At 71.4% G+C, this 26,747-nt stretch carries 28 protein-coding genes; 19 read left to right on the forward strand and 9 right to left on the reverse strand.

Annotated elements, in window-relative coordinates; all coding sequences use genetic code 11:
* The first annotated feature begins 170 nt into the window (after nucleotides 1–170).
* The 6 genes from ASG91_RS01895 to ASG91_RS01920 all read left to right on the forward strand — a co-directional run bounded on the left by ASG91_RS01895 (nucleotide 171) and on the right by ASG91_RS01920 (nucleotide 4,771).
* A complete protein-coding gene (locus tag ASG91_RS01895) occupies nucleotides 171–923 on the forward strand; it encodes a dienelactone hydrolase family protein (RefSeq protein ID WP_056920901.1) in 753 nt (250 codons plus the stop codon).
* A gap of 1 nt (nucleotide 924) precedes the next feature.
* On the forward strand, nucleotides 925–1,185 hold the full coding sequence (locus ASG91_RS01900) for a DUF6295 family protein (RefSeq protein ID WP_056920902.1): 261 nt from the start codon (nucleotides 925–927) through the stop codon (nucleotides 1,183–1,185).
* A gap of 2 nt (nucleotides 1,186–1,187) precedes the next feature.
* Nucleotides 1,188–1,550, forward strand: a complete 363-nt coding sequence (locus ASG91_RS01905) for a hypothetical protein (RefSeq protein WP_200961200.1) — start codon at nucleotides 1,188–1,190, stop codon at nucleotides 1,548–1,550.
* 103 nt (nucleotides 1,551–1,653) lie between these two features.
* Nucleotides 1,654–3,036, forward strand: coding sequence for an FAD-binding oxidoreductase (locus ASG91_RS01910; RefSeq protein ID WP_056921226.1), 1,383 nt, complete (start codon nucleotides 1,654–1,656; stop codon nucleotides 3,034–3,036).
* A 62-nt stretch (nucleotides 3,037–3,098) separates the two neighbouring features.
* On the forward strand, nucleotides 3,099–4,352 hold the full coding sequence (locus ASG91_RS01915) for a class I SAM-dependent methyltransferase (protein WP_056921227.1): 1,254 nt from the start codon (nucleotides 3,099–3,101) through the stop codon (nucleotides 4,350–4,352).
* Nucleotides 4,352–4,771 (forward strand): VOC family protein, encoded by a 420-nt coding sequence (locus tag ASG91_RS01920; RefSeq protein WP_056920904.1) that lies wholly within the window; start codon nucleotides 4,352–4,354, stop codon nucleotides 4,769–4,771. The genes ASG91_RS01915 and ASG91_RS01920 overlap by 1 nt, the downstream gene beginning before the upstream one ends.
* Before the next feature lie 188 nt (nucleotides 4,772–4,959).
* On the opposite strand, the gene ASG91_RS01925 is transcribed toward ASG91_RS01920, so the two are convergent.
* Together ASG91_RS01925 and ASG91_RS01930 are read right to left on the reverse strand one after the other, a co-directional pair.
* A complete protein-coding gene (locus tag ASG91_RS01925; protein WP_056920905.1) occupies nucleotides 4,960–6,876 on the reverse strand; it encodes an acyl-CoA dehydrogenase in 1,917 nt (638 codons plus the stop codon).
* Nucleotides 6,877–6,905: 29 nt separating this feature from the next.
* A complete protein-coding gene (locus ASG91_RS01930; RefSeq protein WP_056920906.1) occupies nucleotides 6,906–7,580 on the reverse strand; it encodes a TetR family transcriptional regulator in 675 nt (224 codons plus the stop codon).
* 89 nt (nucleotides 7,581–7,669) lie between these two features.
* Between ASG91_RS01930 and ASG91_RS01935 the strand changes: the two genes are divergently transcribed.
* Genes ASG91_RS01935 through ASG91_RS01945 form a run of 3 tightly spaced genes read left to right on the forward strand, consistent with a single transcriptional unit; the run spans nucleotide 7,670 to nucleotide 11,188 of the window.
* Nucleotides 7,670–8,995 carry an acetyl-CoA C-acetyltransferase gene (locus ASG91_RS01935; RefSeq protein ID WP_056920907.1) on the forward strand — a complete coding sequence of 442 codons (1,326 nt, stop codon included), beginning with the start codon at nucleotides 7,670–7,672 and terminating at the stop codon, nucleotides 8,993–8,995.
* The gene (locus ASG91_RS01940) at nucleotides 8,995–10,338 is read left to right on the forward strand and encodes a 3-oxoacyl-ACP reductase (protein ID WP_056921228.1); all 1,344 of its coding nucleotides are present in this window, start codon (nucleotides 8,995–8,997) and stop codon (nucleotides 10,336–10,338) included. The genes ASG91_RS01935 and ASG91_RS01940 overlap by 1 nt, the downstream gene beginning before the upstream one ends.
* Nucleotide 10,339: 1 nt before the next feature.
* The gene (locus tag ASG91_RS01945) at nucleotides 10,340–11,188 is read left to right on the forward strand and encodes a MaoC/PaaZ C-terminal domain-containing protein (protein WP_056920908.1); all 849 of its coding nucleotides are present in this window, start codon (nucleotides 10,340–10,342) and stop codon (nucleotides 11,186–11,188) included.
* 3 nt (nucleotides 11,189–11,191) lie between these two features.
* Here ASG91_RS01945 and ASG91_RS01950 read toward each other — a convergent pair whose 3' ends face one another.
* A complete protein-coding gene (locus ASG91_RS01950; protein ID WP_162257489.1) occupies nucleotides 11,192–12,487 on the reverse strand; it encodes an alpha/beta hydrolase in 1,296 nt (431 codons plus the stop codon).
* 312 nt (nucleotides 12,488–12,799) lie between these two features.
* Here ASG91_RS01950 and ASG91_RS01955 point away from each other — a divergent pair, with 312 nt between their 5' ends.
* Entirely contained in the window at nucleotides 12,800–14,020 is a 1,221-nt protein-coding gene (locus ASG91_RS01955; protein WP_056920910.1) for an aromatic acid exporter family protein, read from the forward strand.
* A gap of 13 nt (nucleotides 14,021–14,033) precedes the next feature.
* Here ASG91_RS01955 and ASG91_RS01960 read toward each other — a convergent pair whose 3' ends face one another.
* Complete coding sequence (locus ASG91_RS01960; RefSeq protein ID WP_200961201.1) at nucleotides 14,034–14,546, reverse strand: GNAT family N-acetyltransferase; 513 nt, start codon at nucleotides 14,544–14,546, stop codon at nucleotides 14,034–14,036.
* Nucleotides 14,543–15,199, reverse strand: coding sequence for an NAD(P)H-binding protein (locus ASG91_RS01965; protein WP_056920911.1), 657 nt, complete (start codon nucleotides 15,197–15,199; stop codon nucleotides 14,543–14,545). The genes ASG91_RS01960 and ASG91_RS01965 overlap by 4 nt, the downstream gene beginning before the upstream one ends.
* A 72-nt stretch (nucleotides 15,200–15,271) precedes the next feature.
* Between ASG91_RS01965 and ASG91_RS01970 the strand changes: the two genes are divergently transcribed.
* Both ASG91_RS01970 and thrS read left to right on the forward strand, forming a co-directional pair.
* Nucleotides 15,272–15,973, forward strand: a complete 702-nt coding sequence (locus tag ASG91_RS01970) for a GPP34 family phosphoprotein (RefSeq protein WP_056920912.1) — start codon at nucleotides 15,272–15,274, stop codon at nucleotides 15,971–15,973.
* A gap of 125 nt (nucleotides 15,974–16,098) precedes the next feature.
* A complete protein-coding gene (gene thrS / locus ASG91_RS01975; RefSeq protein WP_056920913.1) occupies nucleotides 16,099–18,084 on the forward strand; it encodes a threonine--tRNA ligase in 1,986 nt (661 codons plus the stop codon).
* A gap of 19 nt (nucleotides 18,085–18,103) precedes the next feature.
* Here the strand turns inward: thrS and ASG91_RS01980 are convergent, their stop codons facing one another.
* Nucleotides 18,104–18,586: a GNAT family N-acetyltransferase gene (locus ASG91_RS01980; protein WP_056920914.1), complete on the reverse strand. Its 483-nt coding sequence runs from the start codon at nucleotides 18,584–18,586 to the stop codon at nucleotides 18,104–18,106.
* Nucleotides 18,587–18,604: 18 nt separating this feature from the next.
* On the opposite strand from ASG91_RS01980, the gene ASG91_RS01985 reads away from it, so the two are divergent.
* Nucleotides 18,605–19,174 (forward strand): HIT domain-containing protein, encoded by a 570-nt coding sequence (locus ASG91_RS01985; RefSeq protein WP_056920915.1) that lies wholly within the window; start codon nucleotides 18,605–18,607, stop codon nucleotides 19,172–19,174.
* Here ASG91_RS01985 and ASG91_RS01990 read toward each other — a convergent pair.
* Entirely contained in the window at nucleotides 19,071–19,946 is an 876-nt protein-coding gene (locus tag ASG91_RS01990; RefSeq protein WP_200961202.1) for a hypothetical protein, read from the reverse strand. The two genes, ASG91_RS01985 and ASG91_RS01990, sit on opposite strands and share 104 nt — an antisense overlap.
* A complete protein-coding gene (locus ASG91_RS01995) occupies nucleotides 19,943–20,431 on the reverse strand; it encodes a hypothetical protein (protein ID WP_157605935.1) in 489 nt (162 codons plus the stop codon). The genes ASG91_RS01990 and ASG91_RS01995 overlap by 4 nt, the downstream gene beginning before the upstream one ends.
* Before the next feature lie 36 nt (nucleotides 20,432–20,467).
* On the opposite strand from ASG91_RS01995, the gene ASG91_RS02000 reads away from it, so the two are divergent.
* The 6 genes from ASG91_RS02000 to pdxS all read left to right on the forward strand — a co-directional run bounded on the left by ASG91_RS02000 (nucleotide 20,468) and on the right by pdxS (nucleotide 25,393).
* The gene (locus ASG91_RS02000) at nucleotides 20,468–20,896 is read left to right on the forward strand and encodes a thiol-disulfide oxidoreductase DCC family protein (RefSeq protein ID WP_082593834.1); all 429 of its coding nucleotides are present in this window, start codon (nucleotides 20,468–20,470) and stop codon (nucleotides 20,894–20,896) included.
* Nucleotides 20,897–20,903: 7 nt separating this feature from the next.
* On the forward strand, nucleotides 20,904–21,518 hold the full coding sequence (gene pgsA, locus ASG91_RS02005) for a phosphatidylinositol phosphate synthase (RefSeq protein ID WP_056920918.1): 615 nt from the start codon (nucleotides 20,904–20,906) through the stop codon (nucleotides 21,516–21,518).
* A 13-nt stretch (nucleotides 21,519–21,531) separates the two neighbouring features.
* A complete protein-coding gene (locus ASG91_RS02010; protein WP_056920919.1) occupies nucleotides 21,532–22,494 on the forward strand; it encodes a phosphatidylinositol mannoside acyltransferase in 963 nt (320 codons plus the stop codon).
* Nucleotides 22,491–23,678 (forward strand): glycosyltransferase family 4 protein, encoded by a 1,188-nt coding sequence (locus tag ASG91_RS02015; RefSeq protein WP_056920920.1) that lies wholly within the window; start codon nucleotides 22,491–22,493, stop codon nucleotides 23,676–23,678. Before ASG91_RS02010 ends, ASG91_RS02015 begins: the two co-directional genes overlap by 4 nt.
* Nucleotides 23,678–24,265: a hypothetical protein gene (locus ASG91_RS02020; RefSeq protein WP_056920921.1), complete on the forward strand. Its 588-nt coding sequence runs from the start codon at nucleotides 23,678–23,680 to the stop codon at nucleotides 24,263–24,265. Before ASG91_RS02015 ends, ASG91_RS02020 begins: the two co-directional genes overlap by 1 nt.
* A 216-nt stretch (nucleotides 24,266–24,481) precedes the next feature.
* Complete coding sequence (gene pdxS / locus ASG91_RS02025; RefSeq protein ID WP_056920922.1) at nucleotides 24,482–25,393, forward strand: pyridoxal 5'-phosphate synthase lyase subunit PdxS; 912 nt, start codon at nucleotides 24,482–24,484, stop codon at nucleotides 25,391–25,393.
* 118 nt (nucleotides 25,394–25,511) lie between these two features.
* Here the strand turns inward: pdxS and kynU are convergent, their stop codons facing one another.
* Nucleotides 25,512–26,747 carry a kynureninase gene (kynU, locus tag ASG91_RS02030; RefSeq protein ID WP_056920923.1) on the reverse strand — a complete coding sequence of 412 codons (1,236 nt, stop codon included), beginning with the start codon at nucleotides 26,745–26,747 and terminating at the stop codon, nucleotides 25,512–25,514.

A 26,747-nucleotide genomic window follows, 5' to 3' on the forward strand; every position in this document is an offset into this window, starting at 1 on the left:
CACCCCCACGTGCCCACGCCGCGTAGCCGCCCCGCCCACACCCCTGTAGGGAGGGGCGGCGCCCGAAGTCAGCGCGCGCCGCGCCGCATTGTCATTCTGGGCAGCGGGTCGCCTTGGTCTCATGACGGGTGTCAGGGCCGACGTTGAGCGCGAGGCATAGCATCCGAGACGTGAGCGACTCCCTCAGCGCGACCACCATCTTCCTGACCGGCGCCGACGACGCGGAGGTCGAGGCCTACCTCGCCCGTCCCGACGGCGAGCACACCCGCGGGGGAGTGGTCGTCATCCACCACCTGCCCGGCTACGACCGGGCCACCAAGGAGATGGTGCGCCGGTTCGCCGAGCTCGGCTACGACGCGATCTGCCCCAACCTCTACAGCCGCGAGGCCCCGGGAGCAGACCCGTCCGACGCAGCCGCGACAGCAAGGGCGCAGGGTGGCGTGCCCGACGCAAGGCTGGTCGACGACGTCGGTGCCGCCGCGGCATACCTGCGGGCACTGGCGACCAGCAACGGCTCTGTCGGCGTGATCGGGCACTGCTCCGGCGGCCGGCAGGCCGTGCTCGCCGCGTGCCATCTCGACCTCGATGCGGCGGTGGACTGCTACGGCGCCTTCGTCACGGGCGAGCCGCCGCAGGGCTACCCGCTGAAGGTCACCAACCTCGTCGACCAGCTGCCGGACCTCAGGGCGCCGCTGCTGGGACTCTTCGGCAAGGAGGACAAGACGCCGAGCCCAGAGCACGTCAAGGAGCTTGACGAGCGCCTCACCGAGCTCGACAAACCCCACGAGTTCCACTCCTACGACGAGGCCGGCCACGCGTTCTTCGCCACCGACCGCCCGAGCTACCGCGTCGCCGCGGCCAACGACGGCTGGGAGCGGATCGCGTCCTTCTTCGACACCCACCTCGCCGGACGGGACAGCTGAGATGTGCACCTACGCAACGGTTTCCGAGCAGGTCGAGGGCAGCGCCAAGGGTCCCGGGGGCCAGTGGTTCCACGTCACCGACGCCACTGTCTACTACGACCACCCTGCCCACGCGATGGCCGAGCACACCCTCAACATCGACCTCGCCGACCCCTCGCGCGGCCCGGGAGCCCGGCTGGCCGTCGAGCTGACCCGCGACTCGGCCACCCGGCTCGTCCGGGCCATCGAGGAAGCCCTCGCCTCCGCACCGGAAGGCATGTGACCGTGGCCGAGGTGACCGAGCTCCACGTCTATCCGGTCAGCGGCGAGCCCGGCCGTGACCTCGAGGAGGCCGCCGTCGACTCCGAGGGCCTGGCCGGCGACCGGCGCAAGAAGGCGGCGGTCCACGTCGTGGCGGCTGCCGACGTCGCGCCCGACACCCGGGCCAACCTCGTGGTGTCGCTCACCCCGGTCGAGCTGGAGGCAGCCATCGGTGGGCTCCTCGTCACCGGCGGCGTCGAGCTCGAGGTCACCGGCACCGCCCGCAACTGCCCGGGGGTGTATGCCGCCGTGCGTCACCCGGGCATCGTGCGCGTCGGCGACGAGGTGACGACAGTCGCTCCGGACGGCGCTGTCGATGCGGGCTGAGCCGCCCGGAGACCAGGTGCTGACAACCTGCGTGACGAGTGTCGGCACGGCGGCATAAGGTCAAGGTGTGCCGGACTTCGTCTCCGCTGGGACTGGGCGGATCATGAAGGCTCCCACGGACGCTCGTGCGCGCCACGACGCCGCCGTGGGTCGTCTTGCTGCCAGCTACGCGGCCATCCCGCTCGATGCCCCGGTGCGGCTGGCCAAGAAGACCTCCAACCTCTTCCGGGCCCGCGCGCGCACCGACGCGCCGGGGCTCGACGTCGCCCTGCTCGACCAGGTGATCGCGGTCGACGCGCAGGCCCGCACCGCTGACGTGCAGGGCATGTGCACCTACGAGCACCTCGTCGAGGCGACCCTGCCGCACGGCCTCGCGCCGCTCGTGGTGCCCCAGCTCAAGACGATCACCCTGGGTGGCGCCGTCACCGGGCTCGGCATCGAGTCGACCTCGTTCCGCAGCGGTCTCCCCCACGAGTCGGTGCTGGAGATGGACATCCTCACCGGGGCGGGCGAGATCGTCACCGCCCGACCGGAGGGGGAGCACGCCGACCTCTTCCACGGGTTTCCCAACTCCTACGGCACGCTCGGCTACGCCACCCGGCTGCGGATCGCGCTGGAGCCGGTCGACCCCTTCGTCGCCCTGCGCCACGTCCGCTTCCACGACGTCGAGTCGCTCGTCGCCACGATGGGCCGGATCTGCGACGCGGGGGAGCACGAGGGGGAGCGGGTCGACTACCTCGACGGCGTGGTGTTCTCCGCGACCGAGTCCTACCTCACCCTGGGCAGGAAGACGGCCCAACCCGGACCGGTCAGCGACTACACCGGCCAGCAGGTCTACTACCGCTCGATCCAGCACGACTCGCCGCTGCCCAAGGTCGACCGGCTCACGATCCACGACTACCTCTGGCGCTGGGACACCGACTGGTTCTGGTGCAGCCGGGCGTTCGGCGCGCAGAATCCTCGCGTGCGCCGGCTCTGGCCGCGTCGCTACCGGCGGAGCTCGTTCTACTGGAAGCTCATCGCGCTCGACCACCGGTTCGACGTCGCCGACCGGTTGGAGGCGCGCAAGGGCCGCCCGCCGCGCGAGCGCGTCGTGCAGGACATCGAGGTGCCGCTGGGGCGGACCGCCGAGTTCGTCCACTGGTTCCTGCGGGAGATCCCCATCGAGCCGATCTGGCTCTGCCCGGTGCGCAGCAAGGACCAGTGGCCGCTCTACCCGCTGAAGCCGGGCCAGACCTACGTCAACGTCGGCTTCTGGTCCAGCGTGCCCCGCGACCCGGCCGAGCCCGACGGTGCGGCCAACCGCCTCATCGAGGAGCAGGTCACCGCCCTCGACGGGCACAAGTCCCTCTACTCCGACGCCTACTACGACGAAGCCCAGTTCTGGCGCCTCTACGGCGGCGACACCTACGCCGACCTCAAGCGCCGCTACGACCCGAAGTCCCGACTGCTTGACCTCTACTCCAAGGCGGTGCAACGCAAGTGACGATTCTCAGGACCAACCGGACCGACCCCCAGCACAGCTCCCCGGGCCCCGAAAAGCTGTCGATGGCTGAGATCCTCGATGCCGTGACCGCCGACGACGTGCCGCTGCGGTTCACCGCCTTCGACGGCTCCGCCACCGGCCCAGAGGACGCTCCCTACGGCCTCGACCTCAAGTCACCGCGGGGCGCGAGCTACCTCGCCACCGCGCCCGGCGACCTCGGCATGGCGCGCGCCTACGTGGCCGGCGACCTCGACCTCACCGGGGTCCACCCCGGCGACCCCTACGAGCTCCTCGACGCGATGGGCAACCTGCACTTCCGGATGCCGCCGCCCAAGACCGCCGCGGCCATCGCCCGGTCGCTCGGTGTCGAGCTGCTCAAGCCGCCGCCGCCTCCCCCGCAGGAGGCGCTCCCGCGCTGGCGCCGGGTCGCCGAAGGCCTGCGGCACAGCAAGACCCGCGACGCCGAGGCGATCCACCACCACTACGACGTGTCCAACACGTTCTACGAGTACGTCCTCGGGCCGTCGATGACCTACACCTGCGCGTGCTATCCGCACGACGGCGCCACCCTCGAGGAGGCACAGGAGAACAAGTACCGCCTCGTCTTCGACAAGCTCCGGCTCAAGGAGGGCGACCGGCTCCTCGACATCGGCTGTGGCTGGGGCGGGATGGTCCGGTATGCCGCGCGGCGGGGCGTGCACGTCGTCGGCGCCACGCTCTCGGCCGAGCAGGCGAGCTGGGCGCAAGAGGCCATCCGCCGTGAGGGTCTGCAGGACCTGGCCGAAGTGCGTCACAGCGACTACCGCGACATCCACGAGACCGGGTTCGACGCGATCTCCTCGATCGGGCTGACCGAGCACATCGGGGTGCGCAACTACCCGGCCTACTTCGCCTTCATCAAGAACCACCTGCGCACCGGCGGGATGCTGCTCAACCACTGCATCACCCGTCCCGACAACAAGCGCACCTCCACCGGTGCCTTCATCGACCGCTACGTGTTCCCCGACGGCGAGCTGACCGGCTCGGGCACGATCATCGCCGCCGCCCAGGACGCCGGTCTCGAGGTCCGCCACGAGGAGAACCTCCGCGAGCACTACGCCCGCACCCTCGCCGGCTGGTGCGCCAACCTGGTCGACAACTGGGACGCCTGTGTCGACGAGGTGGGCGAGGCGACGGCTCGGGTGTGGGGCCTCTACATGGCCGGCTCGCGGGTGGGCTTCGAGCGCAACATCGTGCAGCTCCACCAGGTGCTGGCCGTCAAGCTCGACGACCGGGGCCAGTCTGACCTGCCCCTGCGACCGTGGTGGAACGCCTAGTGGAGCAACGACTCTCGCTGGTGACCCTCGGCGTTTCCGACCTCGACCGGGCCGAGCGCTTCTACACCGCCCTGGGCTGGGAGCGGGGCAACGACGACGACGAGGTCGCCTTCTTCCAGTGCGGAGGGATGGTGGTCGCGTTGTGGGACCGTGGCGCGCTGGCCGAGGACTCCGTCGTCGAGGACAACGGTGGGTGGGGCGGGGTGACCCTGGCCCTCAACCTCCGCGGTCCGGCGGAGGTCGACGAGGTGCTCGACCAGGCGGAGGCCGCCGGAGCCGTCATCGGTCGCCGCGGTGCCGAGACGTCGTGGGGTGGCTACACGGGGATCTTCATCGACCCCGACGGCCACCCGTGGGAGGTCGCCCACAACCCGTTCTGGACGGTCACCGACGACGGCCGCACCCTGCTCCGCGGCTGAGCCACGCGGCATACCCGGCACTTGTGGCCGCTGGTGTGGCACGCGGGCCCTGTTTCGGGGGTCCGGTGAGGGATGGGTGGCAAGAAGTGCGCGGGGCCCGGGACTTCGTGCCACTGGTGTGGCACGCGGGCGCTGCTTCGGGGGTCCGGTGAGAGATGGGTGGCCAGAAGCGCGGGCAGACGGGCCGGTCAGGCGAGGGGGGTCAGGAGCTCGGTGCCGAGCCAGGCCTTCGGGATCCCGAACGCGTCGACCAGCTCCTGGGCGTGCGGGCGCAGCGCCGCGCACAGGTCGTTGACCGCGGCGGTGACCTGCTTGCTGCGCGCCGGCGTGATCCGCCCGTGCTCAAGGAACCAGCCCTTGTCGGCCTCGATGCTGCTCAGCGCGTAGAGGTCGCAGACCCGCGACAGCGTCTGGGCGGCTGACGGGTCGTCACACCGGTCGATAGCCGCGACGAACGACTCGAGGATGGTGCGGTCGACGTGGGCGCGGGCCGCCTCGATCACGTGGTCCTGGGCGTCGTTGAAGACGTCGAACAGCTCGGCGCCGGGCTTGCCGGCCTTGCGCAGGCGCAGCGCCAGGGTCTCGAGCAGGTGCTTCTCGCGGTCCTCGAAGAGGTCGAGCTGCCAGCCGCGGTCGGTCGGGCCCTTCTCGCTGTCGCGGCCCGGTGCGGAGTCGATGAGGCGCTGGATGAGGCCCCGCGCGGAGGTGCGCTCGATGACGGCCCCGGCGAACTGCCGAGCCCCGAACCGCACCATGCCCAGGGTGTCGAGGTCGCCGAACGCGTCGCGGTAGTCGGTGAGCAGCCCCTTGGCGACGAGCTGCAGCAGGACGGTGTTGTCGCCCTCGAAGGTGGTGAAGACGTCGGTGTCGGCCTTGAGGGCGGGCAGTCGGTTGACCGCCAGGTAGCCGGCGCCGCCACAGGCCTCCCGGCACACCTGGATCGTCGCGGTCGCATGGGCCGTCGCGACCGCCTTGGTGCCCGCCGCCCGTGCCTCGAGCTCGCGCTGCTGGTGGTCGTCGGCGGCGTCACCGGCCGACTGCACGTCGTGCATGAGCCCGACCAGCTCGTTCTGGGCGAACTGCAACGCGTAGGACTTGGCGAGCGCGGGCAGGAGCTTGCGCTGGTGCACGCGGTAGTCGAGCAGGATCACCTCGTCGCTGCCGCCGGGAGGGGCGAACTGGCGGCGGTGACCGGCATACGTGATGGCCAGGGTCAGGGCGGTGCGGGTGGCCGCGCCGGCACCACCGGCCACGCTGATCCGTCCGCGCACCAGCGTTCCCAGCATGGTGAAGAACCGACGGGTCGGGTTGTCGATGGGTGAGGTGTAGGCGCCCTGCTCGTCGATGTCGCCGTAGCGGTTGAGCAGGTTGGTCCGCGGCACGCGCACCTGGTCGAACGACAGGCGGCCGTTGTCCACCCCCGGCAGCCCGGCCTTGGCGCCGCAGTCGCCGATCGTCACGCCCGGCATCGTGGCGCCGGACTCGTCGCGGATCGGCACCAGGACGCAGTGCACTCCGTGGCTCTCACCCTCGGTGACCAGCTGGGCGAACACGGCGGCCATCCGCCCGTCGCGCGCCGCGCCGCCGATGTAGTCCTTGCGGGCGCGCAGGTCGGGCGTGTGGACGACGAGCTCGTCGGTGGCCGGGTCGTAGGTGGCGGTGGTGCCCAGCGACTGGACGTCGGAGCCGTGCCCGGTCTCGGTCATCGCGAAGCAGCCCGGCAGCGTCGCGTCGATGATCGAGGGGAGGTATGCCGTGTGGTGGCGTTCGGTGCCGAGGTTCGCCACCGCCCCTCCGAACAGTCCCCAGTGCACCCCGGCCTTCACCATGAGCGACAGGTCGGCGTGGCCGAGCAGCTCGAAGGCGGTCACCGAGCCGCCCAGGTCACCGTTGCCGCCGATGGCCTGGGGGAAGCCGCGCTTGGCGTGGCCGGTGGCGGCCAGCGCCTGCACCTGGTCGGCGATCCGCGCCCGGTAGGACTCGAGGTCGAGCGGCTCGCTCGGAGGGGCGAAGCGCTCCGGGTCGAGGTCGGTCCTGACTTCGTCGCGGATCGCGGCCCAGCGACCGTCGAGGGTCTTCTGGAGGGCGGTGGCGAGAGTGGTCATGGGGAGCTCCTGGGTCGGTGCTGCACAGGTCAGGGGGTCTCGTCGGGCCAGGCAGCGGAGAGCCCGCCCCAGGCCAGGTCGGTCAGGTGTTGGGTCAGCTCGGGTCGGCTCATCGCATCGCTCTCGGCCAGCCACTGGTCGGCCGCGGCGCGCACCATCCCCACGAGACCGGCACCCCACACCTTCGCGGGCGCGGTGTCGCGTCCGGCGCGGGCCAGCGCCTCCGCGATCACGAGGGACATCTGTGCCGCGATGTGGCCGGTCACCGGCGCCGCCGGGTCTCCTGCCGGCTGGTCGAGCAGGGGAGCGGTCACCACGAACCGGTAGACCTCCGGGTCCTTCTCGACGAGCGTGAGGTAGGCGTCGATGGCCCCCGCAATCAGGCCTCGCGGCGTCGAGTCCGCGCTCGCGAGGTCGTCACCGGCCGCGCCGGTGGCCTGCGCGAGGTTGCGCAGGATCAGCGCGTCGACGCTCTCCGACACCGCGGCATACAGGCCCTGGCGGTCGGTGAAGTGGCGGTAGACGACGGTCTTCGAGGTGCCGGCCACGGCGGCGATGTCGTCCATCCCCACGCCTGCCCCGTGCTGGCGGATCGCGCGCAGGGTCGCGTCGACCAGCTCGCGGCGGCGGGCTGCCCGGTGCTGGTCCCACCGGGTGCTGCGGCCGTCGGGAGCCGGGCTCGCCGGCTGCGTGCTCGTGGTCACAACGCTGGACAGTAGCAGGTACTAGGTGTACCTGCTACTGTGCGTATCAGTTACCTGCCCCACAGCTCGACCCACCTCAGGAGCACCCCGTGTCCCCCTCAGCGTCGTCATCCCGATCCGCGTCCCGCACCTCCGGGCAGCCCCGTCGGGCCGCCGTCATCGGCGGCAACCGGATCCCCTTCGCGCGGCAGAACGCCGCCTACGCCAAGGCCTCGAACCAGGACATGCTGACCGCCGCCATCGAGGGCCTGGTGGCCCGGCACGGCCTGGCGGGGGAGCAGGTGGGCGAGGTCGCCGCCGGTGCGGTGCTCAAGCACGCCCGCGACTTCAACCTGACCCGCGAGTCGGTGCTGGGGTCGAGCCTCTCCGCGCGCACCCCTGCCTACGACGTGCAGCAGGCCTGTGGCACCGGACTCGAAGCGGCCATCCTGGTCGGCAACAAGATCGCGCTGGGCCAGATCGAGTCCGGCATCGCGGGTGGCACCGACACCGCCTCGGACGCGCCGATCGCCGTCAATGAGGGCCTGCGCGAGACGCTTCTGACGCTCAACCGCGCGAAGACCCCGGGGCAGCGCGTGAAGGCGCTCACCGGGCTGCGCCCCAGCCAGCTGGTGCCCGAGATCCCGCGCAACGTCGAGCCCCGCACCGGGCTGTCCATGGGCGAGCACATGGCCCAGACCGCCAAGCAGTGGGGCATCAGCCGCGAGGCCCAGGACGAGATCGCCGCCAGCTCGCACCACAACCTCGCCGCCGCCTACGACCGGGGCTTCTTCGACGACCTGATGACGCCGTTCCTCGGGCAGACGCGCGACCAGAACCTGCGCCCCGACTCCACCGTCGAGAAGCTCGCCACCCTGAAGCCCGTCTTCGGCAGGGGTGAGGGCGCGACCATGACGGCGGGCAACTCCACGCCGCTCACCGACGGTGCCTCTGCCGTGCTGCTCGGGTCGGACGAGTGGGCCCAGGAGCGCGGGCTGCCCGTGCTCGCGCACCTCGTCGACGCCCAGACCGCCGCCGTCGACTACGTGACCGGCAACGAGGGCCTGCTGATGGCCCCCGCCTACGCCCTGCCCCACCTGCTGGCCCGCCAGGGGATGAAGCTGCAGGACTTCGACCTGGTCGAGATCCACGAGGCCTTCGCCGCCACCGTGCTCACCACCTTGGCCGCTTGGGAGAGCGAGGAGTTCTGCCGCGACCGGCTGGGCCTCGACGCGCCGATCGGAGCGCTCGACCGCGACCGGCTCAACGTCAACGGGTCGTCCCTCGCGGCCGGTCACCCGTTCGCAGCGACGGGTGGCCGCATCGTCGCCTCGCTCGCAAAGATGTTGCACGAGAAGGGATCCGGTGCCCGTGGCCTGATCTCGATCTGCGCCGCGGGTGGCCAGGGCGTCATGGCGATCCTCGAGGCCGCGTGATGGCGGGTACCTACGCCGGCCTCGTCAACAGTCCGGTCGGCAGGAAGCTGGCGACCCAGCTGGGACTGCCTCGCCCCGCCACGCTGCGGAGGTATGCCGTGGGCGAGCCACTCGTGGAGGGGTCCGTCCTCGTCGGTGGGCTCGGCCCGGCACCCGTCGCGGAACGCGTGCGTGCCCTGCTGAAGAGCGAGGGGATCGACACGGTGGACGAGCTGGCTGACGGCGACCGGGTCGCGGCCGTCGTCGCCGACCTCACCGAGGCCGCAGAACCGAGCGACCTCGACGCCCTGCGGGCGCTCGTGGCGCCAGCCCTCAGGGGCCTGCGTCCCAGCGGTCGGGTCATCGTGGTGGGCCGGGAGCCCAGCAGTGCCAACGGTTTCGCGCAGGCGGCGACGCGACGGGCTCTCGAGGGCATCACCCGGTCCATCGGCAAGGAGCTCCGTGCGGGAGCCACCGCGAACCTCGTCCTCGTCGGTGACGGTGCGGAGGCCAATGCCGACGCGGCGGTGCGCTTCCTGCTGTCGGGCCGCGCGGCATACGTCGACGGTCAGGTGGTGCGCGTGGGGCCGGGCACGCCCACCGAGCCCGCCGACTGGGCAAAGCCGTTGGCCGGCAAGGTCGCTGTCGTGACCGGGGCCGCTCGGGGGATCGGTGCCTCGATCGCGGACGTGCTGGCCCGTGACGGTGCCACGGTCCTCTGCGTCGACATCCCTGCCGCCGGCGACTCGCTGGCCCGCACCGCGAACCGGGTCGGCGGCACGGCGCTGCAGCTCGACGTCACCGCTGACGACGCCGGACGCCAGATCCTCGACCACGCCACCGCCCGGCACGGCGGTCTCGACATCGTCGTGCACAACGCCGGCATCACCCGCGACAAGCTGCTCGCCAACATGGACCAGGCCCGCTGGTCGTCGGTGCTCGACGTCAACCTCGGGTCGATCCTGCGGATGAACGAGGTGCTGCTCGCCGACGGGGGCATCCGCGACGGCGGCCACGTCGTCCTCGTGTCGTCGATCGCCGGCATCGCGGGCAACCGCGGCCAGACCAACTACGGAGCGTCCAAGGCCGGGGTGATCGGACTGGTCGACGCGCTGGCGGCGGACGAGGGCCTCCGGGCTCGGGGCATCACGGTCAACGCCGTGGCGCCGGGTTTCATCGAGACCGAGATGACCGCCAAGGTCCCCTTCGCCACCCGCGAGGTCGGCCGCCTGCTCAACTCCCTCAACCAGGGCGGGCTGCCGGTCGACGTCGCCGAGACGATCGCGTGGTTCAGCCAGGACGCCAACGCAGGCGTGACCGGCAACGTCGTGCGGGTCTGCGGCCAGAGCCTGTTGGGCGCCTGACATGGTGATCCGCACGGTGAGTGAGTCGCCCTCCCTCGCACCGTTGTTCGCCAAGGCTGCGCTCACCCAGCGGGGTCGTCACGGCGACCTCCCGGACTCCGCACTGCGGCGCGAAGGCGTCGTCGTCGACCGCGACCACCTGCTCGGCTACGAGCGGGTCTGCGGCTTCGGCGGCGGCGACGTGCTCCCGCACACCTACCCGCACGTCCTCGGGTTCCCCCTCCAGGTCGCGCTGATGGCCGACCGGTCGTTCCCGCTGCCCTTGCCGGGGCTGGTCCACCTCGAGAACCAGATCACCGTGCACCGCCAGCTCACTGCCGACGACCGGCTCGACCTCACCGTCCACGCGGAGCACCTGCGCCCCCATCCGAAGGGCCGGCTCGTCGACCTGGTCACCGAGGTCGACGTCGACGGCGAGCGGGTCTGGGAGGGCCGCAGCACCTACCTGCGGCGCGGCCGCACGAACGCCGACGCCGACCGTGGCGGCCAGGCGCCACCGCTGCCGGATCGTCCGCCCGCTGGCGTCATCCGCGTGCCTGAGGGACAGGGCCGTGCGTATGCCGCGGTGTCGGGTGACGTGAACCCGATCCACCTGCACGCCATCACCGCCAAGGCGATGGGCTTCCCGCGCGCCATCGCGCACGGGATGTGGACGGCGGCCCGCACGCTCTCCGCCCTGGGACCGGGCACCGCCGGGCCGAGCACGTCGCACGTGTGGTTCGCCAAGCCGGTGCTGCTGCCCAGCACCGTCGAGCTCGTGGTGGACGACGCGGGTCCGATCACGGTGGCCGGGCTGCGATCGGCGAAGAACCCGACGACCACACACCTGACCCTGACGCTGGAGCACTGAGCCTCAGGCTGCGCAGCGGGTGCCGTCCGACGGGAGGCTGAGGGAGATCAGGTAGGCGTCGACGAGCGCGTCAATGCAGGGGTCGCGGGTGAAGGCGGCGTGGGCGAAGCCCTCCCAGGTGATCAACGTCGAACCGTTGCCGAGGACCCGTGTCATGCTCACCGCGCCGGCATACGGGGTGGCGGGGTCGTGGATCGTGCCGATCACCATCAGCGGTGGTGCGGCCTCGGCCACGGGTACCGGCAGGGTGTGCTTCGGTGCGGTCCAGAACGAGCAGCCGAAGAGCTGCCAGGTGCCCCACACCCCAAAGGTCGGGTAGGACTTCTTGAAGTGCGCGGCGAGCCTCCGGATCTCCGCCTCAGTCGGTGCGGCACCGCTGTCGGTGCAGTTGATGACGAACCGTCCGTCGCTCTCCGTGGTGTCGTCGGGGTCGTTGCCCGAGGCGTCGCGCAGGTCCCACAGGGTGCCGGAGTCGCCGTCGTCGGCCTCGATCAGCCCGGCGGCCAGGTCGGGCCACCGGTCGACGTCGTACAGCGACGAGGCGACGGCGTCGAGCACCTCGCTGCCGCGCATCGGTTCGTCGCCCTGGGGGCGCCCGCTCCGGATCGGCGAGCGGTCGGCCTCGGCCACCAGCGCGGCGATGAAGGCGCGGACGTCGGTCAGCCGAGGGCAGGACCGGTCGAGGCACCAGGCGATGAACTCGTCGAGCGAGTCCTCGAACCCTTTGACCTGGTGCTCTGCCGTGACGACCGCCGAGGTCTGCGGATCGGTGGGGGCGTCGAGCACGCCAGCGCGGATGGCGCCGGGGTAGAGCCGCGCGTACTCCGCCCCCAGCTTGGCTCCGTAGGACCCTCCGACGAAGGTGAGCTTCGTCTGTCCCAGCGCGGCGCGGATGGCGTCGATGTCCGCGGCCGCGGCGGTGGTGCCGAAGAGGGAGGCCCGGTCGCCGAGGCTGGTGAGGCACTCCTCGGTGAAGGTCCGAACGACCCGGGCCGCCGCGGCATACCCCGCGTCGGTCGACACGTCGGGCAGGGTGGCGGGACGCTTCACGTGCTCGCACCTGATCGGGTTGGAGTGCTTCACCCCACGAGGGTCGAAGCCCACCACGTCGAACTCGGCCAGCAGCCGGTCGGACAGCCGGCCGACGAGGAAGGCGTGGTTGTCGACCCCGGACGAGGCCGGCCCACCGGGCACCAGCAGCACGATCGGTCGCGTGGCGTCCAGGTCGTGGCCGGTCGTCGCCCTGATCAGCTGGAGGACGAGCGTCCCGGCCGCCGGGCGGGTGCGGTCGAGCGGCACAGTGAGCCTGCCGCAGCTGAAGCTGAGCCGGGCCAACCGCTCCGGCGGCACCGGCGGGGCCGACAGGTCGGTGACGCCCTGGCAAGAACCCCATCGGACACGGGTCGCGTCGGACTCGTCCGGCTCTCCCGAACACGAGGCCAGACTCAGGGCAACTGCCGCGACCGCGGCGGGCACACGGCGCCGCACGCGACCAGTACAGCAGCGGGCCGGGCCCAGCGCGATCACCCACCCGAGCCATCTTGGGGCGGACCCCAACTGTGCCATCGCGCGGTGGGGACGGAGCGGTCCGGTGGCCCTAGGGTCAGCAGCATGGAGTCCCCAGCCGACGGGCCGAAGCCGTCCCCGCGGTTCGGTGCCCTGCGCGAGTCGGCTCGGGGCGCGGCCCGCGCCGTGGGTGAGGCGGTCCGCCACGCCGGACCCGAGCGGGACGCTGCGCTGCTGATGGGCAAGGCGGCCCTCGCCACCGTCCTCGCGTGGCAGTTCGCGATGCGAGTGCTGCACAGCCCGGCACCCTTCTACGCGCCGATGGCGGCTCTGCTCGTGGTGGACCGCACGATGGTGCGCTCACTCTTCGCCAGCGCGCAGCGGCTGGTGGCGGTGATGGTCGGCATGAGCGCGGCGTGGCTGGTCGGCTCCACGCTCGGGGTGCACTGGTGGAGCATGTTGCCCGTCATGGCGCTCGCCCTGCTCGTCGGCCGGTGGCGCCGGCTGGGCGACCACGGCATCCAGGTCCCGACCATGGTGCTCCTGTCGCTCATCACCGTCGGTGGGACGGACACGGAGTTCACCTACCTCACGATCGTGGAGACCCTGGCCGGCGGCGTCATCGGGGTGCTGACCAACGCGATCGTGGTGGCACCACTGCACATCCAGCAGCCGCGTGACCAGATCCGCGCGTTGACACGACAGGTCTGCCTGCTGCTCAACGACATCGCGGCCGGCCTCCGCGAGGGCTGGGACGGCGACCAGGCCCGGGGGTGGTTCGACACCAGCACCGACCTCCTCAGGTCGGCCCCGGACATCCACGCCTCGATCGAGACCGGCCAGGAGAGCACCCGGTTCAACCCACGCGACAACGTGCGCCGGCTGCAGGTCGACTGGGAGGGGTACGCGCAGACGGTCGAGGCGATCCGGCGCGGTCAGTGGCAGGTGAGCGGGATCGCCCGGACCCTCGTGGACGCCGCCGATGACGAGGCGAACCAGCCGAGACCGACCCAGCGCTTCCTCGACAGCTATGCCGGTGCGCTCGACGAGATCGCCGGCGCCCTGAGCCACTTCGGGCTGGAGGGGGAGAAGGAGCAGGCCGTCGTCCGCGGCTACCTGCAGTCCGCCGAAGAGATCCTCACCGAGCTGGAGAACGTGGTCCGCACCACCGAGCTCGAGGACGAGCGGGCCTGGCCGGCCTACGGCGCCATGCTGCTCGACGCCCGGCGCCTGATCCGGGAGCTGGCGCTGCACTCGAGGACAGCAGTGATGCCCACTGACAGCGGCCCGATCCGCAAACCACCGGGCCGCATCGTCGGACGATGACGTCGGCGGGTCGTCAGCGGCCGTCGAGGCGCTTGGCGAAGTAGCGGGAGAGGTCGGAGTCGGCGTAGTGGCCGAACCGGATCGTCGGTTCGTACCCCTGCCCCTGGTAGAGCGCGATCGCCTCGGGCTGCATCATGCCGGTCTCCAGCGCCAGGACCTCCACGCCGGCCGTCCGGGCCGAGTCCTCGAGGGCGGCCAGCAGCCGTCGCGCGAGCCCTTGGCGGCGCACGGTGGGGGAGACGAACATCCGCTTCACCTCGGCGCAGCGGCCACCGATGGCGGCATCGAGCTCTGGCCGCAGCCGCCAGCCGCCCATCGCGACGGGCGACCCGTCCACCAGTCCCAGGAGGAAGCGGCCGCGCGGCTCGTCGAACTCCGTCGGGTCCACGGGGGAGTCGTCGGGTCCGCCATAGATCTGCACGTAGTAGCCCTGTACCTCGGCCACGAGGGCCTGCACCCGCGGGTCGGTGAACGCCACCTGCTGCACGGACCACGCCCGGGCAGGGTCAGGGGGTCGCGCGGTCACGAGCCGAGGGCCGCGACAGCCTGCTCGACGGGCACCTTGCCCGACACGAGGTCGACGGTGCGTCCCCGCCCCGCGCCCGTGACCAGCAGCTCGGCGAGCACGGCGGCGACGTCGCGCCGGGTGACCGAGCCCCGGTCGAGCCCCTCGCCGAGGGTCACCCGACCCGTGGGCTCGTCGTCCGTGAGCCGACCGGGCCGCACCACCGTCCACTCGAGCGCGGTGCGTGCACGGAGGTCGTCGTCGGCCGCCCCCTTGGCCCGCAGGTACACCTGGAACACGTCGTCACTGTCGGGGTCTGCTCGCTCCGTGCCCATCGCCGACACCATGAGGTAGCGGGTCACCCCGGCCTGCTCGGCGGCGTCGGCGAGCAGTGCCGCAGCGGCCCGGTCCACGGTCTCCTTGCGGTCCGCGCCACTGCCCGGACCGGCACCCGCGGCGAACACGACCGCGTCAGCGCCGGCCACGGCGGCGGCCAGCTGGTCGACGGTGGCCTTCTCGAGGTCGACCACCTCACCGCGAGCGCCCTGCTTGGCGAGGTCGGCGAGGTGGTCGGGGTTGCGCACCAGGCCCACGGGCTCGTGACCGGCGTCCGCCAGGAACCGCTCGAGGTGCAGGGCGATCTGGCCGTGGCCTCCGGCGATGACGACGATCATGGAGCCTGTCTACCACCACGTTGTGTGCCCTCGGGCACTGTCGAGGGCGCGGGCGTTTCCTACAGTGAGGACATGACGCGACGCCCGCTCACCGCCGAGTTCCTGCTCCTCGCCCTGGGCGACGAGGACGGCCGGCCGCGGATCGACAGCACCAAGCTCAAGGCGGCGGTCGCCGGCGCCGCGATCGTCGACCTGGCCCTCGACGGTGCCCTTCGGCTGAGTGAGCCCGGCGACCCCGAGCACAGGCCCGGACGGCTGGTCCGCACGACCCGCCACGTCGCCGACCCGTTGCTGGCCGAGGTGGCGCGGCTGTCGCACGACCGCAAGCCGAAGGACGCGGTCGGCCGGATCGGCGGCGTGAGCGCGTGGAAGGACCGGGCCGGCAGCCTCAAGGACGCCGTGCTCAGCGACCTCGCGGCCCAAGGAGTCCTGAGCCGCGAGCAGGGCAAGGTGCTGGGGCTCTTCCCGAGGACGTCCTGGCCACTCGCCGACCCGGCTGTCGAGCGCGAGGTGCTCGGCCGGGTCCGGGCCACGGTGGTGGGTGGTGTCGAGCCCGACGAGCGGACCGGCGCCTTGGTGGCCCTCCTGCACTCGGTCGACCTGCTGCCCAAGCTGTTCCCGGACGAGCCCAAGCGCGAGGTCCGGGCCCGCGGCAAGGCGGTCGCCGACGGTGACTGGGGTGCGGAGGCGGTGCGCAAGGCGGTCCAGGACGTGCAGACCGCCATCACGGCGTCCATCGTCGCCTCGACGGTCGTCGCCAGCGGCGGCAGCTGACCGGCCGCGCGCAACTCGCGCGCGAGGGTTGCGAGGCGGCCGATAGCATCGGTATGCCGCCTGCGGGCCTCCGCGCGCGGCATACCGACAGCCCCATCACCCGACCAGCAGGAGAAGCCACCACCATGTCTGCCCAGATCACCGTCAACGTCGCTGGAGACGAGCGATCGGTGCCGGAGCAGACGACCGCTGCCGAGCTGTTCGAGGGTGACCGCGCCGTCCTCGTCGCACGGGTCAACGGTGAGCTCCGCGACCTGGCCCACGTGCTGTCCGACGGCGACGCCGTCGAGCCGGTCACCGCCCAGGAGCAGGACGGCCTGGACGTCCTGCGGCACAGCGCTGCCCACGTGCTGGCGCAGGCCGTGCAGGAGGTCAACCCCAAGGCCAAGCTGGGCATCGGGCCGCCGGTGCGCGACGGCTTCTACTACGACTTCGACGTTGCCGAGCCGTTCACCCCCGAGGACCTCAAGGCGCTCGAGAAGGTCATGCAGCGCATCGTCAACGAGGGCCAGACCTTCGCCCGTCGCGAGGTCACCGACCAGGAGGCAGCCGCCGAGCTCGCCGACGAGCCCTACAAGATCGAGCTGATCGGGCTCAAGGGCGGCGCGGCCGGCGATGCTGCGGAGGGCGCTGACGTCGAGGTCGGTGGCGCCCAGCTCACCATCTACGACAACCTCAAGCGGGACGGCTCACGGGCGTGGGGCGACCTGTGCCGTGGCCCGCACGTGCCGTCGACCAAGGTGCTCGGCAACGCGTTCAAGCTGATGCGCAGCGGCGGCGCCTACTGGCGTGGCAGCGAGAAGAACCCGCAGCTCCAGCGGGTCTACGGCACCGCGTGGCCGACCAAGGACGAGCTCAAGGCCTACCTCGACCGGCTCGCCGAGGCCGAGAAGCGCGACCACCGCAAGCTCGGCGCCGAGCTCGACCTCTTCAGCTTCCCCGACGAGCTCGGCTCGGGTCTCGCGGTGTTCCACCCCAAGGGCGGGATCATCAAGCGCGAGATGGAGGACTACGTCCGCCGCCGCCACATCGAGGAGGGCTTCGAGTACGTCGGGACCCCCCACATCAGCAAGGACGGGCTGTTCCACACCTCGGGCCACCTGCCCTACTACGCCGACACCATGTTCCCGCCGATGGAGTTCGAGGGCACCGAGTACCGCCTCAAGGCGATGAACTGCCCGATGCACAACCTCATCTTCCGCTCGCGCGGGCGGTCCTACCGCGAGCTGCCGTTGCGGTTGTTCGAGTTCGGCTCGGTCTACCGGTTCGAGAAGTCCGGCGTGGTCCACGGTCTGACCCGGGTGCGCGGCATGACCCAGGACGACTCGCACTCCTACGTCACCGCCGAGCAGGCGCCGGGCGAGGTCAAGCACCTGCTCGACTTCTGCCTCGGCCTGTTCCGCGACTTCGGCCTCGACGACTTCTACCTCGAGCTGTCGACCCGCGACACCGAGGGCGACAAGAAGGACAAGTTCATCGGGTCCGACGAGGAGTGGGAGGTCGCGACCGCGGTGCTCGAGCAGGTGGCTGAGGAGTCCGGGCTCGAGCTGGTGCCCGACCCCGGTGGCGCGGCCTACTACGGCCCCAAGATCTCGGTGCAGGCGCGGGACGCCATCGGCCGCACCTGGCAGATGTCGACCATCCAGTACGACTTCAACCAGCCCGCGCGGTTCGGTCTCGAGTACCAGGCGTCGGACGGCACCCGCAAGCAGCCGGTGATGATCCACTCGGCGAAGTTCGGCTCGATCGAGCGCTTCATCGGCGTGCTCGTCGAGCACTACGCGGGCGCCTTCCCGGTCTGGCTGTCCCCGGTGCAGGTGGTGGGGATCCCGGTCGCCGAGGACTTCAACGACTACCTGTGGGACGTGCTCTCGCAGATGAAGGCCAAGGGCATCCGGGTCGAGCTCGACGAGAGCGACGACCGGTTCCCGAAGAAGATCCGCAACGCCTCGAAGTCGAAGGTGCCGTTCGTCCTCATCGCCGGTGAGGAGGACCGGGCCAAGAACGCCGTGTCCTTCCGCTACCGCAACGGCGAGCAGAAGAACGGGGTGCCGATCGCGGACGCGATCGCCGAGGTCCTCGAGGCCGTCGCCTCACGCCGTCAGGTGTAGTCGGGGCGGACCGGCGCCGTCAGGTGCCGTCGGGTGCTGTGGGAGACCACGTCATGAGCACGTCCGGGGCGTGCTCCTCGTTGTCACCGTCGGTCCACTCGACCGCGACGAACCCGTGTCGACGGTAGAAGCGCAGCGCGTCGTGGTTGTCCTGGAAGGCCCACAGCCGCAGCCCGTCCGGGAAGCGCTCCTTGGCGAGGTCGACGAGACGGCTGCCCAGGCCCTCCCCCGTGTGCGAGTGGTCGAGGTAGAGGTGGCCGAGCTGGTCGGGCGCCATGAGGGCGAGGAAGCCGATCATCCGTCCGTCGAGGACGGCGACGTGGACCTCGAAGTCGGGCAGCAGGACCTCGCGCACGAACGGCAGCACGGTCTCGCGGGGGTGGGCGATCATGGGGATCGCCGGCACCGACTGCTCCCGCACCCGCCAGAACAGCTCGGCCAGCTCGACGGCGTCGTCGGGTACGGCGCGACGGATGGTGGGCTCGGAGGCGGTCTCGGGCACGCCTCATAGGATCACGACATGACGGACGCGATGCAGCCCGACACGGAGTTCGCCGGTGCCAAGGACGGCTTCGAGCGCCTCTGGACCCCGCACCGGATGGCCTACGTCACGGGGGAGCGCCCCAGCGAGGACGCCGGTGACGGCTGCCCGTTCTGCGCAGCGCCGGACAAGGACGACCAGACCGGCCTCATCGTGCACCGCGGCAGCACCTGCTACGTCGTGATGAACCTGTTCCCCTACAACCCCGGCCACGTCCTGGTCTGCCCCTACCGCCACGTCTCGCTCTACGTCGAGCTGACCGACGAAGAGACCAGCGAGTTCACCCGGCTGACCAAGGAGGCCATCGCCGCGATCGACGCCGCGTCCGGGCCGCACGGTTACAACATCGGCATGAACCAGGGAGCCGTCGCCGGCGCGGGGGTGCAGGCCCACCTGCACCAGCACATCGTCCCGCGCTGGGGTGGTGACTCGAACTTCCTGCCGGTCATCGGACAGACGAAGGCGCTGCCGATGCTCCTCGAGGACGTGCGGTCACGGCTCGTCGCAGCGTGGCCGGGTGGGGCAGCCGCTCCAGTGGCAGGAAGCTGAGCAGGCAGACCACCAGCGGCAGGAAGTGGATCTTCAGCATCACGTAGGTGCTGAGGTGGAAACCGGCCCAGAAGAGCAACGCGGCATACAGCGCTCTTCCCTTGAGCCACAACAGGATCGGCGAGGTGAACTCGGCCACCAGGACGACCCACTGCAACGCATGGGTGAGCGCCGGGTGTGACCCGACCCAGGGCCCGATGCCGTTGGGACGACGGGTGAGCGCCCAGATGAGCGTCGCGCCGTTGGCCCAGCCCCAGCCACCGAAGCGCATCTTGGCGCTGGCCGACAGGAAGTAGATCGACACCGCGCTGATCTGCACCATGCGGATCGCCCAGCCGGCGGCCTGCGACTGCACGTCGACATCGGAGAGACGGGCCCGGCCGACGGTCGGCAGGACGAACAACGCCACCACGAGGGCGAAGTGGTCGTGGTCGACCTTGGAGTAGGCGAACGCGTTGCTCACCCAGTCGAGCATGCCGACGGCACACACCCACCCAGCGAGTCGTGGCAGGCGGCCGGTGACCGCGATGGCAGAGCTGACCAGCACCACGGCCAGCAGCACCCGGACGTAGTCGTGGGAGGGGGCCGGCAGGTGAAGCAGCGTGCGCACCTCCAGCCCGCGGTAGAGGCTCGGGGGCACGTCGCCGTGCGGGATCGGGTCGGTGACGATCCACAGCACGTCGAGCCACACGAAGGCGTAGACGAAGACCCGCAGCCAGGCCACCCGCGCGAGCGGGAGCTCCGGGGCGAAGAACCTCTCGACACGGTTCACCGCGCACCCCCTGGCAGGCCAGAGGGCTTGGGCTGCAACGGGTCACGGACCTGCCACGTCGCCAGCGTGTAGATGGTGGTCGCGCCGGTGCCGATCTGCGTGGACGTGTTGCGCAGGTAGATCACGACGTACGCGGGCTGGTGGGGGAGGCGGCGCGCGTGCAGCACGGCGATGTCCTGCAGCAGCTCGGGGTGGGCGATGATCCGCGGAGCCTGGCCCTCGATCTCGGCCCGCTCGATGCCGATCATCTCCTTGGACAGCGGCACCCGCACGACCTCGCCGTCCACGGTCAGGGCGTCCATCGTCAGGGAGTTGATGACCCCGTCGTTGCGCACCGAGAAGGCGTACTGCGACATCGGGGCGAACGGCCACCAGTCGTCGTCGCCCACCCACGTGCCGAGGCAGACCGTCGTCACCACCGCCGCGGTCACGGCGAGCCGCCACAACACGGCATACGGACCCAACGGCCTGGACGTCCCCCTCACGCGGTCATGCTCCCATGCGGGTGACAGACTGGAACCATGGACATGGAGCGGGGACTGCTCATCTTCGACGGCGACTGCGGGTTCTGCACGACCAGTGCGCGGTTCGCGACCCGGTGGGTCGACCGTCGCGACCGCTACGACATCAAACCCTGGCAGCAGGTCGACCTCGCCCGCTTCGGCCTGACCGAGGCCGACTGCATCGAGGCCGCCCAGTTCGTGCGCCCCGACGGCTCCGTCGCGGCGGCCCACCTCGCCATCGCCGAAGGGCTCAAGCACGGCGCCCCACCGTGGCGGCCGCTCGGCCACCTGGTCACGCTGCCGGGGGTGCGCTGGCTGGCCGGCCGCGTCTACACGTGGGTCGCCGACCACCGCTATGCCCTTCCGGGCGGGACGCCCGCGTGCGCACCGGCACACCTGCCGGACGGCACGGTGGCCGGGAAGTCGGGCTCAGCCTCAGTAGGCTGACCCCACCATGCTCAACAAGTACGCACGCGCCCTCTTCACGAAGATCTTCACCCCGGTCGCCCGGCTGCTCCTCAAGCTGGGCATCAGCCCTGACGTGGTGACCGTCGTCGGCACGCTCGGCGTGTGTGCCGGCGCGCTGGCGTTCTACCCGCGCCACGAGTTCTTCTGGGGCACCGTCGTCATCACGCTGTTCGTCTTCTCCGACACCGTCGACGGCGTCATGGCGCGGATGTCCGGCCGGTCCGGCAAGTGGGGCGCCTACCTCGACTCGACCCTCGACCGCGTGGGCGACTCGGCCATCTTCGGCGGGCTCGTGCTCTGGTATGCCGGGAAGGGCGACGACTTCCTGATGGCCGGTCTGGCGCTGGCCTGCCTCATCCTCGGCAGCGTCGTCTCCTACGCGAAGGCCCGGGCCGAGGGGCTCGGCTTCACCGCCAACGTCGGGATCGCCGAGCGCGCCGACCGCCTCGTGGCGGTCCTCGTGATCACCGGGCTCGTGGGACTGGGGCTGCCCGAGGTCGTCCTCACCATCGTGCTCGCCCTGCTCGCGGTCGCCAGTCTCGTCACCGTCTTCCAGCGGATGCTGCTCGTGCGCCAGCAGGCGCTCGGCCAGACCTCCTGACCGGGCTGGTGTCATGACCGGGCTGGGCGACCTCCTCGCCGTCAGCGGGTACCGCCTCGGGTGGGGCGCCGTCCGACGGCTCCCCGAGCGCACGGCATACACGGTCTTCGAGCAGCTCGCCGACCTCACCACCGCCCGTGGCGGCAAGGGCGTGCAACGGCTGCGGAGCAACTACGCGAGAGTGCGCCCCGACCTCGACGAGTCCGCGCTCGACAGCCTGGTGCGCGAGGGCATGCGGTCCTACCTGCGCTACTACTGCGAGGCGTTCCGACTGCCCGACCGCAGTGCGGAAGACGTGGCCGCGTCGGTGCGGGTCGAGGGCGACGGGCCGGTGCGAGCCGAGCTCGCCGCCGGGCGCCCCGTCGTGTGCTTCCTCGGTCACCTCGGCAACTGGGACCTCGCCGGCGCCTGGGGCACGACCGACCTCGCGCCGGTCGTGACCGTCGCCGAGCGCCTCGAGCCCGAGGAGGTGTATGCCGAGTTCCTCGCCTTCCGGGAGTCGCTCGGCATGACGATCCTGCCGCTGACCGGCGGTGGTGACGTCTTCGCCCAGCTCCGGGGTCACCTGACCAAGCCGGTGCTGATGCCCCTGCTGGCCGACCGCGACCTCACCGACCGCGGTGTCGAGGTGGACCTGTGCGGTCACCGCTCGAAGATGGCCGCGGGCCCGGCCGCCCTGGCCCTGGCGACGGGTGCGGCCCTGCACCCCGTGTCGATCCACTACGAGCGCCTCGACCGGCCGAGCTGGAAGCACCGCACCGTCATCACGTTCCACGACCGCGTCGAGGTGCCGACCACGGGGGCGACCCGCGCGAAGGCGGTGGCCATGACGCAGCAGTGCGCGGACGCGCTCGGCGCCGCCATCGTCGAGCACACGGCTGACTGGCACATGCTGCAGCGCGTGTTCCTCGACGACCTCACGCCGAGCGTCGACGAGTCCCCGCCGGCGGATCGCGTGACCAGGACGTGGCCATGAGGATCGGCATCGTCTGCCCCTACTCGTTCGACGTGCCGGGCGGGGTGCAGTTCCACGTCCGCGACCTCGCGGAGCACTTCCTCGGCCAGGGTCACCACGCCTCGGTGCTCGCCCCCGCCGACGAGGACACCCCATTGCCCGGCTACGTCGAGTCTGTCGGGCGGGCGGTCCCGGTGCGCTACAACGGCTCCGTCGCCAGGCTGAACTTCGGGCCGCTGACTGCCGCCAGGGTCGGTCGCTGGTTGGAGGCAGGCGACTTCGACGTCCTCCACATCCACGAGCCGGTCACGCCCAGCATCTCGTTGTTGGCGCTCTGGTCCGCCGAAGGCCCCGTCGTGGCGACCTTCCACACCTCGAACCTGCGGTCCAGGGCGATGCAGGCGGCCTACCCGTTGCTGCGCCCCAGCCTGGAGAAGATCAACGGGCGGATCGCCGTGTCCGAGGACGCTCGGCGCACCGTCACCACCCACCTGGGGGGCGACGCCGTCGTGATCCCCAACGGGGTCAACGTCGCTCGCTTCGCCGACGCCGTGCCGGCCGAACGCTGGACCGGCACCGACACCACCCCGACCATCGCTTTCCTCGGCCGGATCGACGAGCCCCGCAAGGGACTCCCGGTGCTGGCTGCCGCCATGCCCGCGGTGCTGGCGAAGCACCCCGGCGCCCGCGTCCTGGTCGCCGGGCCGGGTGACGTCGAGGCCGCCCGCGAACGCCTCGACCCGGCGGTCGCCGCGGCCACCGAGTTCCTGGGCATGGTCAGTGACGAGGACAAGGCGGCGCTGCTCTCGTCCGTCGACCTCTACGTGGCGCCCCACACCGGCGGCGAGAGCTTCGGCATCGTGCTGGTCGAGGCGATGAGCGCCGGGGCCCCCGTCGTGGCGAGCAACCTGCCGGCCTTCGTCCGCGTCCTGGACGGTGGGCAGGCCGGCTGCACCTTCGCCAACGAGGACAGCGCCGACCTCGCCCGCCACCTGGTGCGGCTCCTCGGTGACCGCACCGAACGCGAACGCCTGGGGGACGCCGGGCACCGGCGGGCCTGGGTCTTCGACTGGTCGGTCGTGGCCGAGGACGTCATGGCGGTCTACGACACCGTCACCCACGGGACCGACGAGCTGCGGGCCGAGGCCTCCGTGGACACCCGATGGACCCGGCTGCTGCGCGGCCGTCGAGGAGGCGAGGACTGATGGACTCACTCACCTGGGGTGTCGTCGTGGTGGCGGTGCTGCTCGGCGTCGCCTGGTACCTCTCCTACAGCGCAGCACGCCTGGACCGTCTCCACACCCGGGCCGAGGGTGCGCTGTCGGCGCTGGACGCCCAGCTCGTGCGTCGGGCCGAGGCCACCCTCGAGCTGGCCAACTCGGGAGCCGTCGACCCCGCCAGCGCCCTGATGCTGGCGGGGGCGGCCTCGGAGTCCTTGGAGGCGCACAACGAGCGGGCGCTCGAGGACGACCTGCTGGACGGCCAGAGCTTCGGGGCGCGCGAGGTCCTCGAGAGCGACCTCACCGAGGCGCTCCAGGCAGCCCTGACCGCGGAGGTCGTGGCCGACCTGCGGGCGGAGGGCACCGACGCCCTCGGGGCCAGCGCGCTCCAGCGGGTCGAGGCGGCCGGGGTGCGCGTCCAGCTGGCCCGGCGGTTCCTCAACGACGCGGTGACCGACGTGCGTCGGGTCCGCCGCAAGCCCGTGGTTCGGCTGTTCCGGCTGGCCGGGCACGCCGACCTGCCGCGCACCGTCGAGTTCGACGACGAGCTGCCCCCCGCCGTCCGCGACTGAGCGCACCCGCGTTCCCGGCCGCGCGGCATACCCGCCTGTCGTCCCGCCACTTCTGGCCACTGGTGCTGCTCCGCGGCTGCATTCCGGGCCCTGGTGCTGCATGGGTGGCCCGAAGTGCGAGACCGAGCCGGGGTCGGGGGTGCCGTCGGGACCCACTAAACTCGGGTGTGAAGCGCGTTCCCCGCGCTGCGCCCTGCACATTCTTGGAGTGACCCCATGTCCGCGGACACCAGCAGCCCCAGCCAGCCCACCACCGGCACGCCGCGCGTGAAGCGCGGCATGGCCGAGATGCTCAAGGGCGGCGTCATCATGGACGTCGTCAACGTCGAGCAGGCCAAGATCGCCGAGGACGCCGGAGCCGTCGCCGTGATGGCGCTCGAGCGCGTCCCGGCCGACATCCGCGCCCAGGGTGGCGTCTCGCGGATGTCCGACCCCGACATGATCGACGGCATCATCGAGGCCGTCTCGATCCCGGTCATGGCCAAGGCCCGCATCGGCCACTTCGTCGAGGCCCAGGTCCTGCAGTCCCTCGGGGTCGACTACATCGACGAGTCCGAGGTGCTGACCCCGGCCGACTACGCCAACCACATCGACAAGTGGAACTTCACGGTGCCCTTCGTCTGTGGTGCGACCAACCTGGGTGAGGCCCTGCGCCGGATCACCGAGGGCGCGGCGATGATCCGCTCCAAGGGTGAGGCCGGCACCGGCGACGTCTCCAACGCCACCACGCACATGCGCCAGATCCGCCAGCAGATCCGCAAGCTCCAGAATCTGCCCGAGGACGAGCTGTTCGTCGCGGCCAAGGAGCTCCAGGCGCCCTATGACCTGGTCAAGGAGGTCGCCGAGCTCGGCAAGCTCCCCGTCGTGCTGTTCACCGCCGGTGGCATCGCGACCCCGGCCGACGCGGCGATGATGATGCAGCTCGGCGCCGAGGGTGTCTTCGTCGGTTCCGGCATCTTCAAGTCCGGCAACCCGGCCCAGCGCGCCGAGGCGATCGTCAAGGCGACCACCTTCTTCGACGACCCCGACGTGATCGCCAAGGTCTCGCGCGGTCTGGGCGAGGCGATGGTCGGCATCAACGTCGACGAGATCCCCGAGCCGCACCGCCTCGCCGAGCGCGGCTGGTAGCCCACCCCCGACCCGCAGCTTTATCGGGTCTGGCAAGAACCTTGACCCTCACTCGGCTTCCGAAGTCGAGTGAGGGTCAACCTTGTCCCTTGACCCGATAAAGCTGGGCCGGGTGGGGTCAGGTGACGGTGCTGCGGGCGCGGAACTCGTCGCGCTCGTACTCGCGACCCTCCAGCACCGCCGCGACGTGCTCGGCGGCCGCGACCACGTCGGCGTGCGAGAGGTAGAGCGGGCTGAAGCCCAGCCGCACGATGTCGACCTCACGGAAGTCGCCGATGACGCCGCGCGCGATGAGCGCCTGCACCACGGCATACGCCTCCGGGTGTCGCAGGCTCACCTGCGAGCCGCGTCGCGCCCCGTCGCGGGGCGTCGCGAGGGGGAGCTCGACGCCCAGGGCGTCGAGCGCCTCGATGAACAGCCCCGTCAGCGAGAGCGACCGGGCCCGCACGTCCTCGATCGAGAGCCCGTCGTATGCCGTGAGCGCACCTTCCAGCGTGAGCAGGCTGAGCAGGGGAGCGGTGCCGACCCTGGCGCGGGTGATGCTGGCCGCGGGGGCGTAGTCGGTGGACATCCCGAACGGGTTGGCGTGGCCCTGCCACCCCGACAGCGGGTTGTCGAACGCGGCCAGGTGCTCGCGCCGGACGTAGATGAAGGCCGGCGCGCCCGGGCCACCGCTGAGGTACTTGTAGCCGCAGCCCACCGCCAGGTCGGCGCCGCCATCGTCCAGCCCCACCGGCATGGCGCCCGCGGAGTGGCACAGGTCCCAGCAGACCAGGGCGCCGACGGCGTGGGCGGCCCGGGTGAGGGCGGGTAGGTCCCACTGCTCGCCGGTGCGGTAGTCGACCTGCGAGTAGGCGGCCAGGGCCAGCGACTCGCCCAGCTCGGCGATCCGGGCCGGCGCCTCCGGGGTCGGCACGAGCTCGAGGGTCAGGCCGAGCAGGTCGCAGGCCGAGCGGGCGATGTAGACGTCGGTCGGGAACGAGTCCGGGTCGGTCAGCACCGTGCTGCGTCCCGGCCGCATCCGGGACGCGGCGACGATGGTCTTGAAGAGGTTGACCGAGGTCGAGTCGGTCACGACGACCTGGCCGGGAGCGGCGCCCACGAGCGAGCCGATGCGGTCACCCACGCGCTCGGGCGCACCCCACCAGTCGGACTCGTTCCAGGCCCGGATGAGCTGCTCGCCCCACTGCCGCGCCACCACGTCGGCGGCCGTCCGCTCGGCCTCGACCGACAGTGCCCCCAGCGAGTTGCCGTCGAGGTAGATCACGCCCTCGGGGATGCGGAAGGCGCTGCGTCGGTCAGTGGCTGAGTGCTGCGCGTCGAGGTCGCGAGCGCGGGCGGCGAGGTCGGTCAT

The organism is Phycicoccus sp. Soil802, assembly GCF_001429605.1.
Lineage (GTDB): Bacteria > Actinomycetota > Actinomycetes > Actinomycetales > Dermatophilaceae > Pedococcus.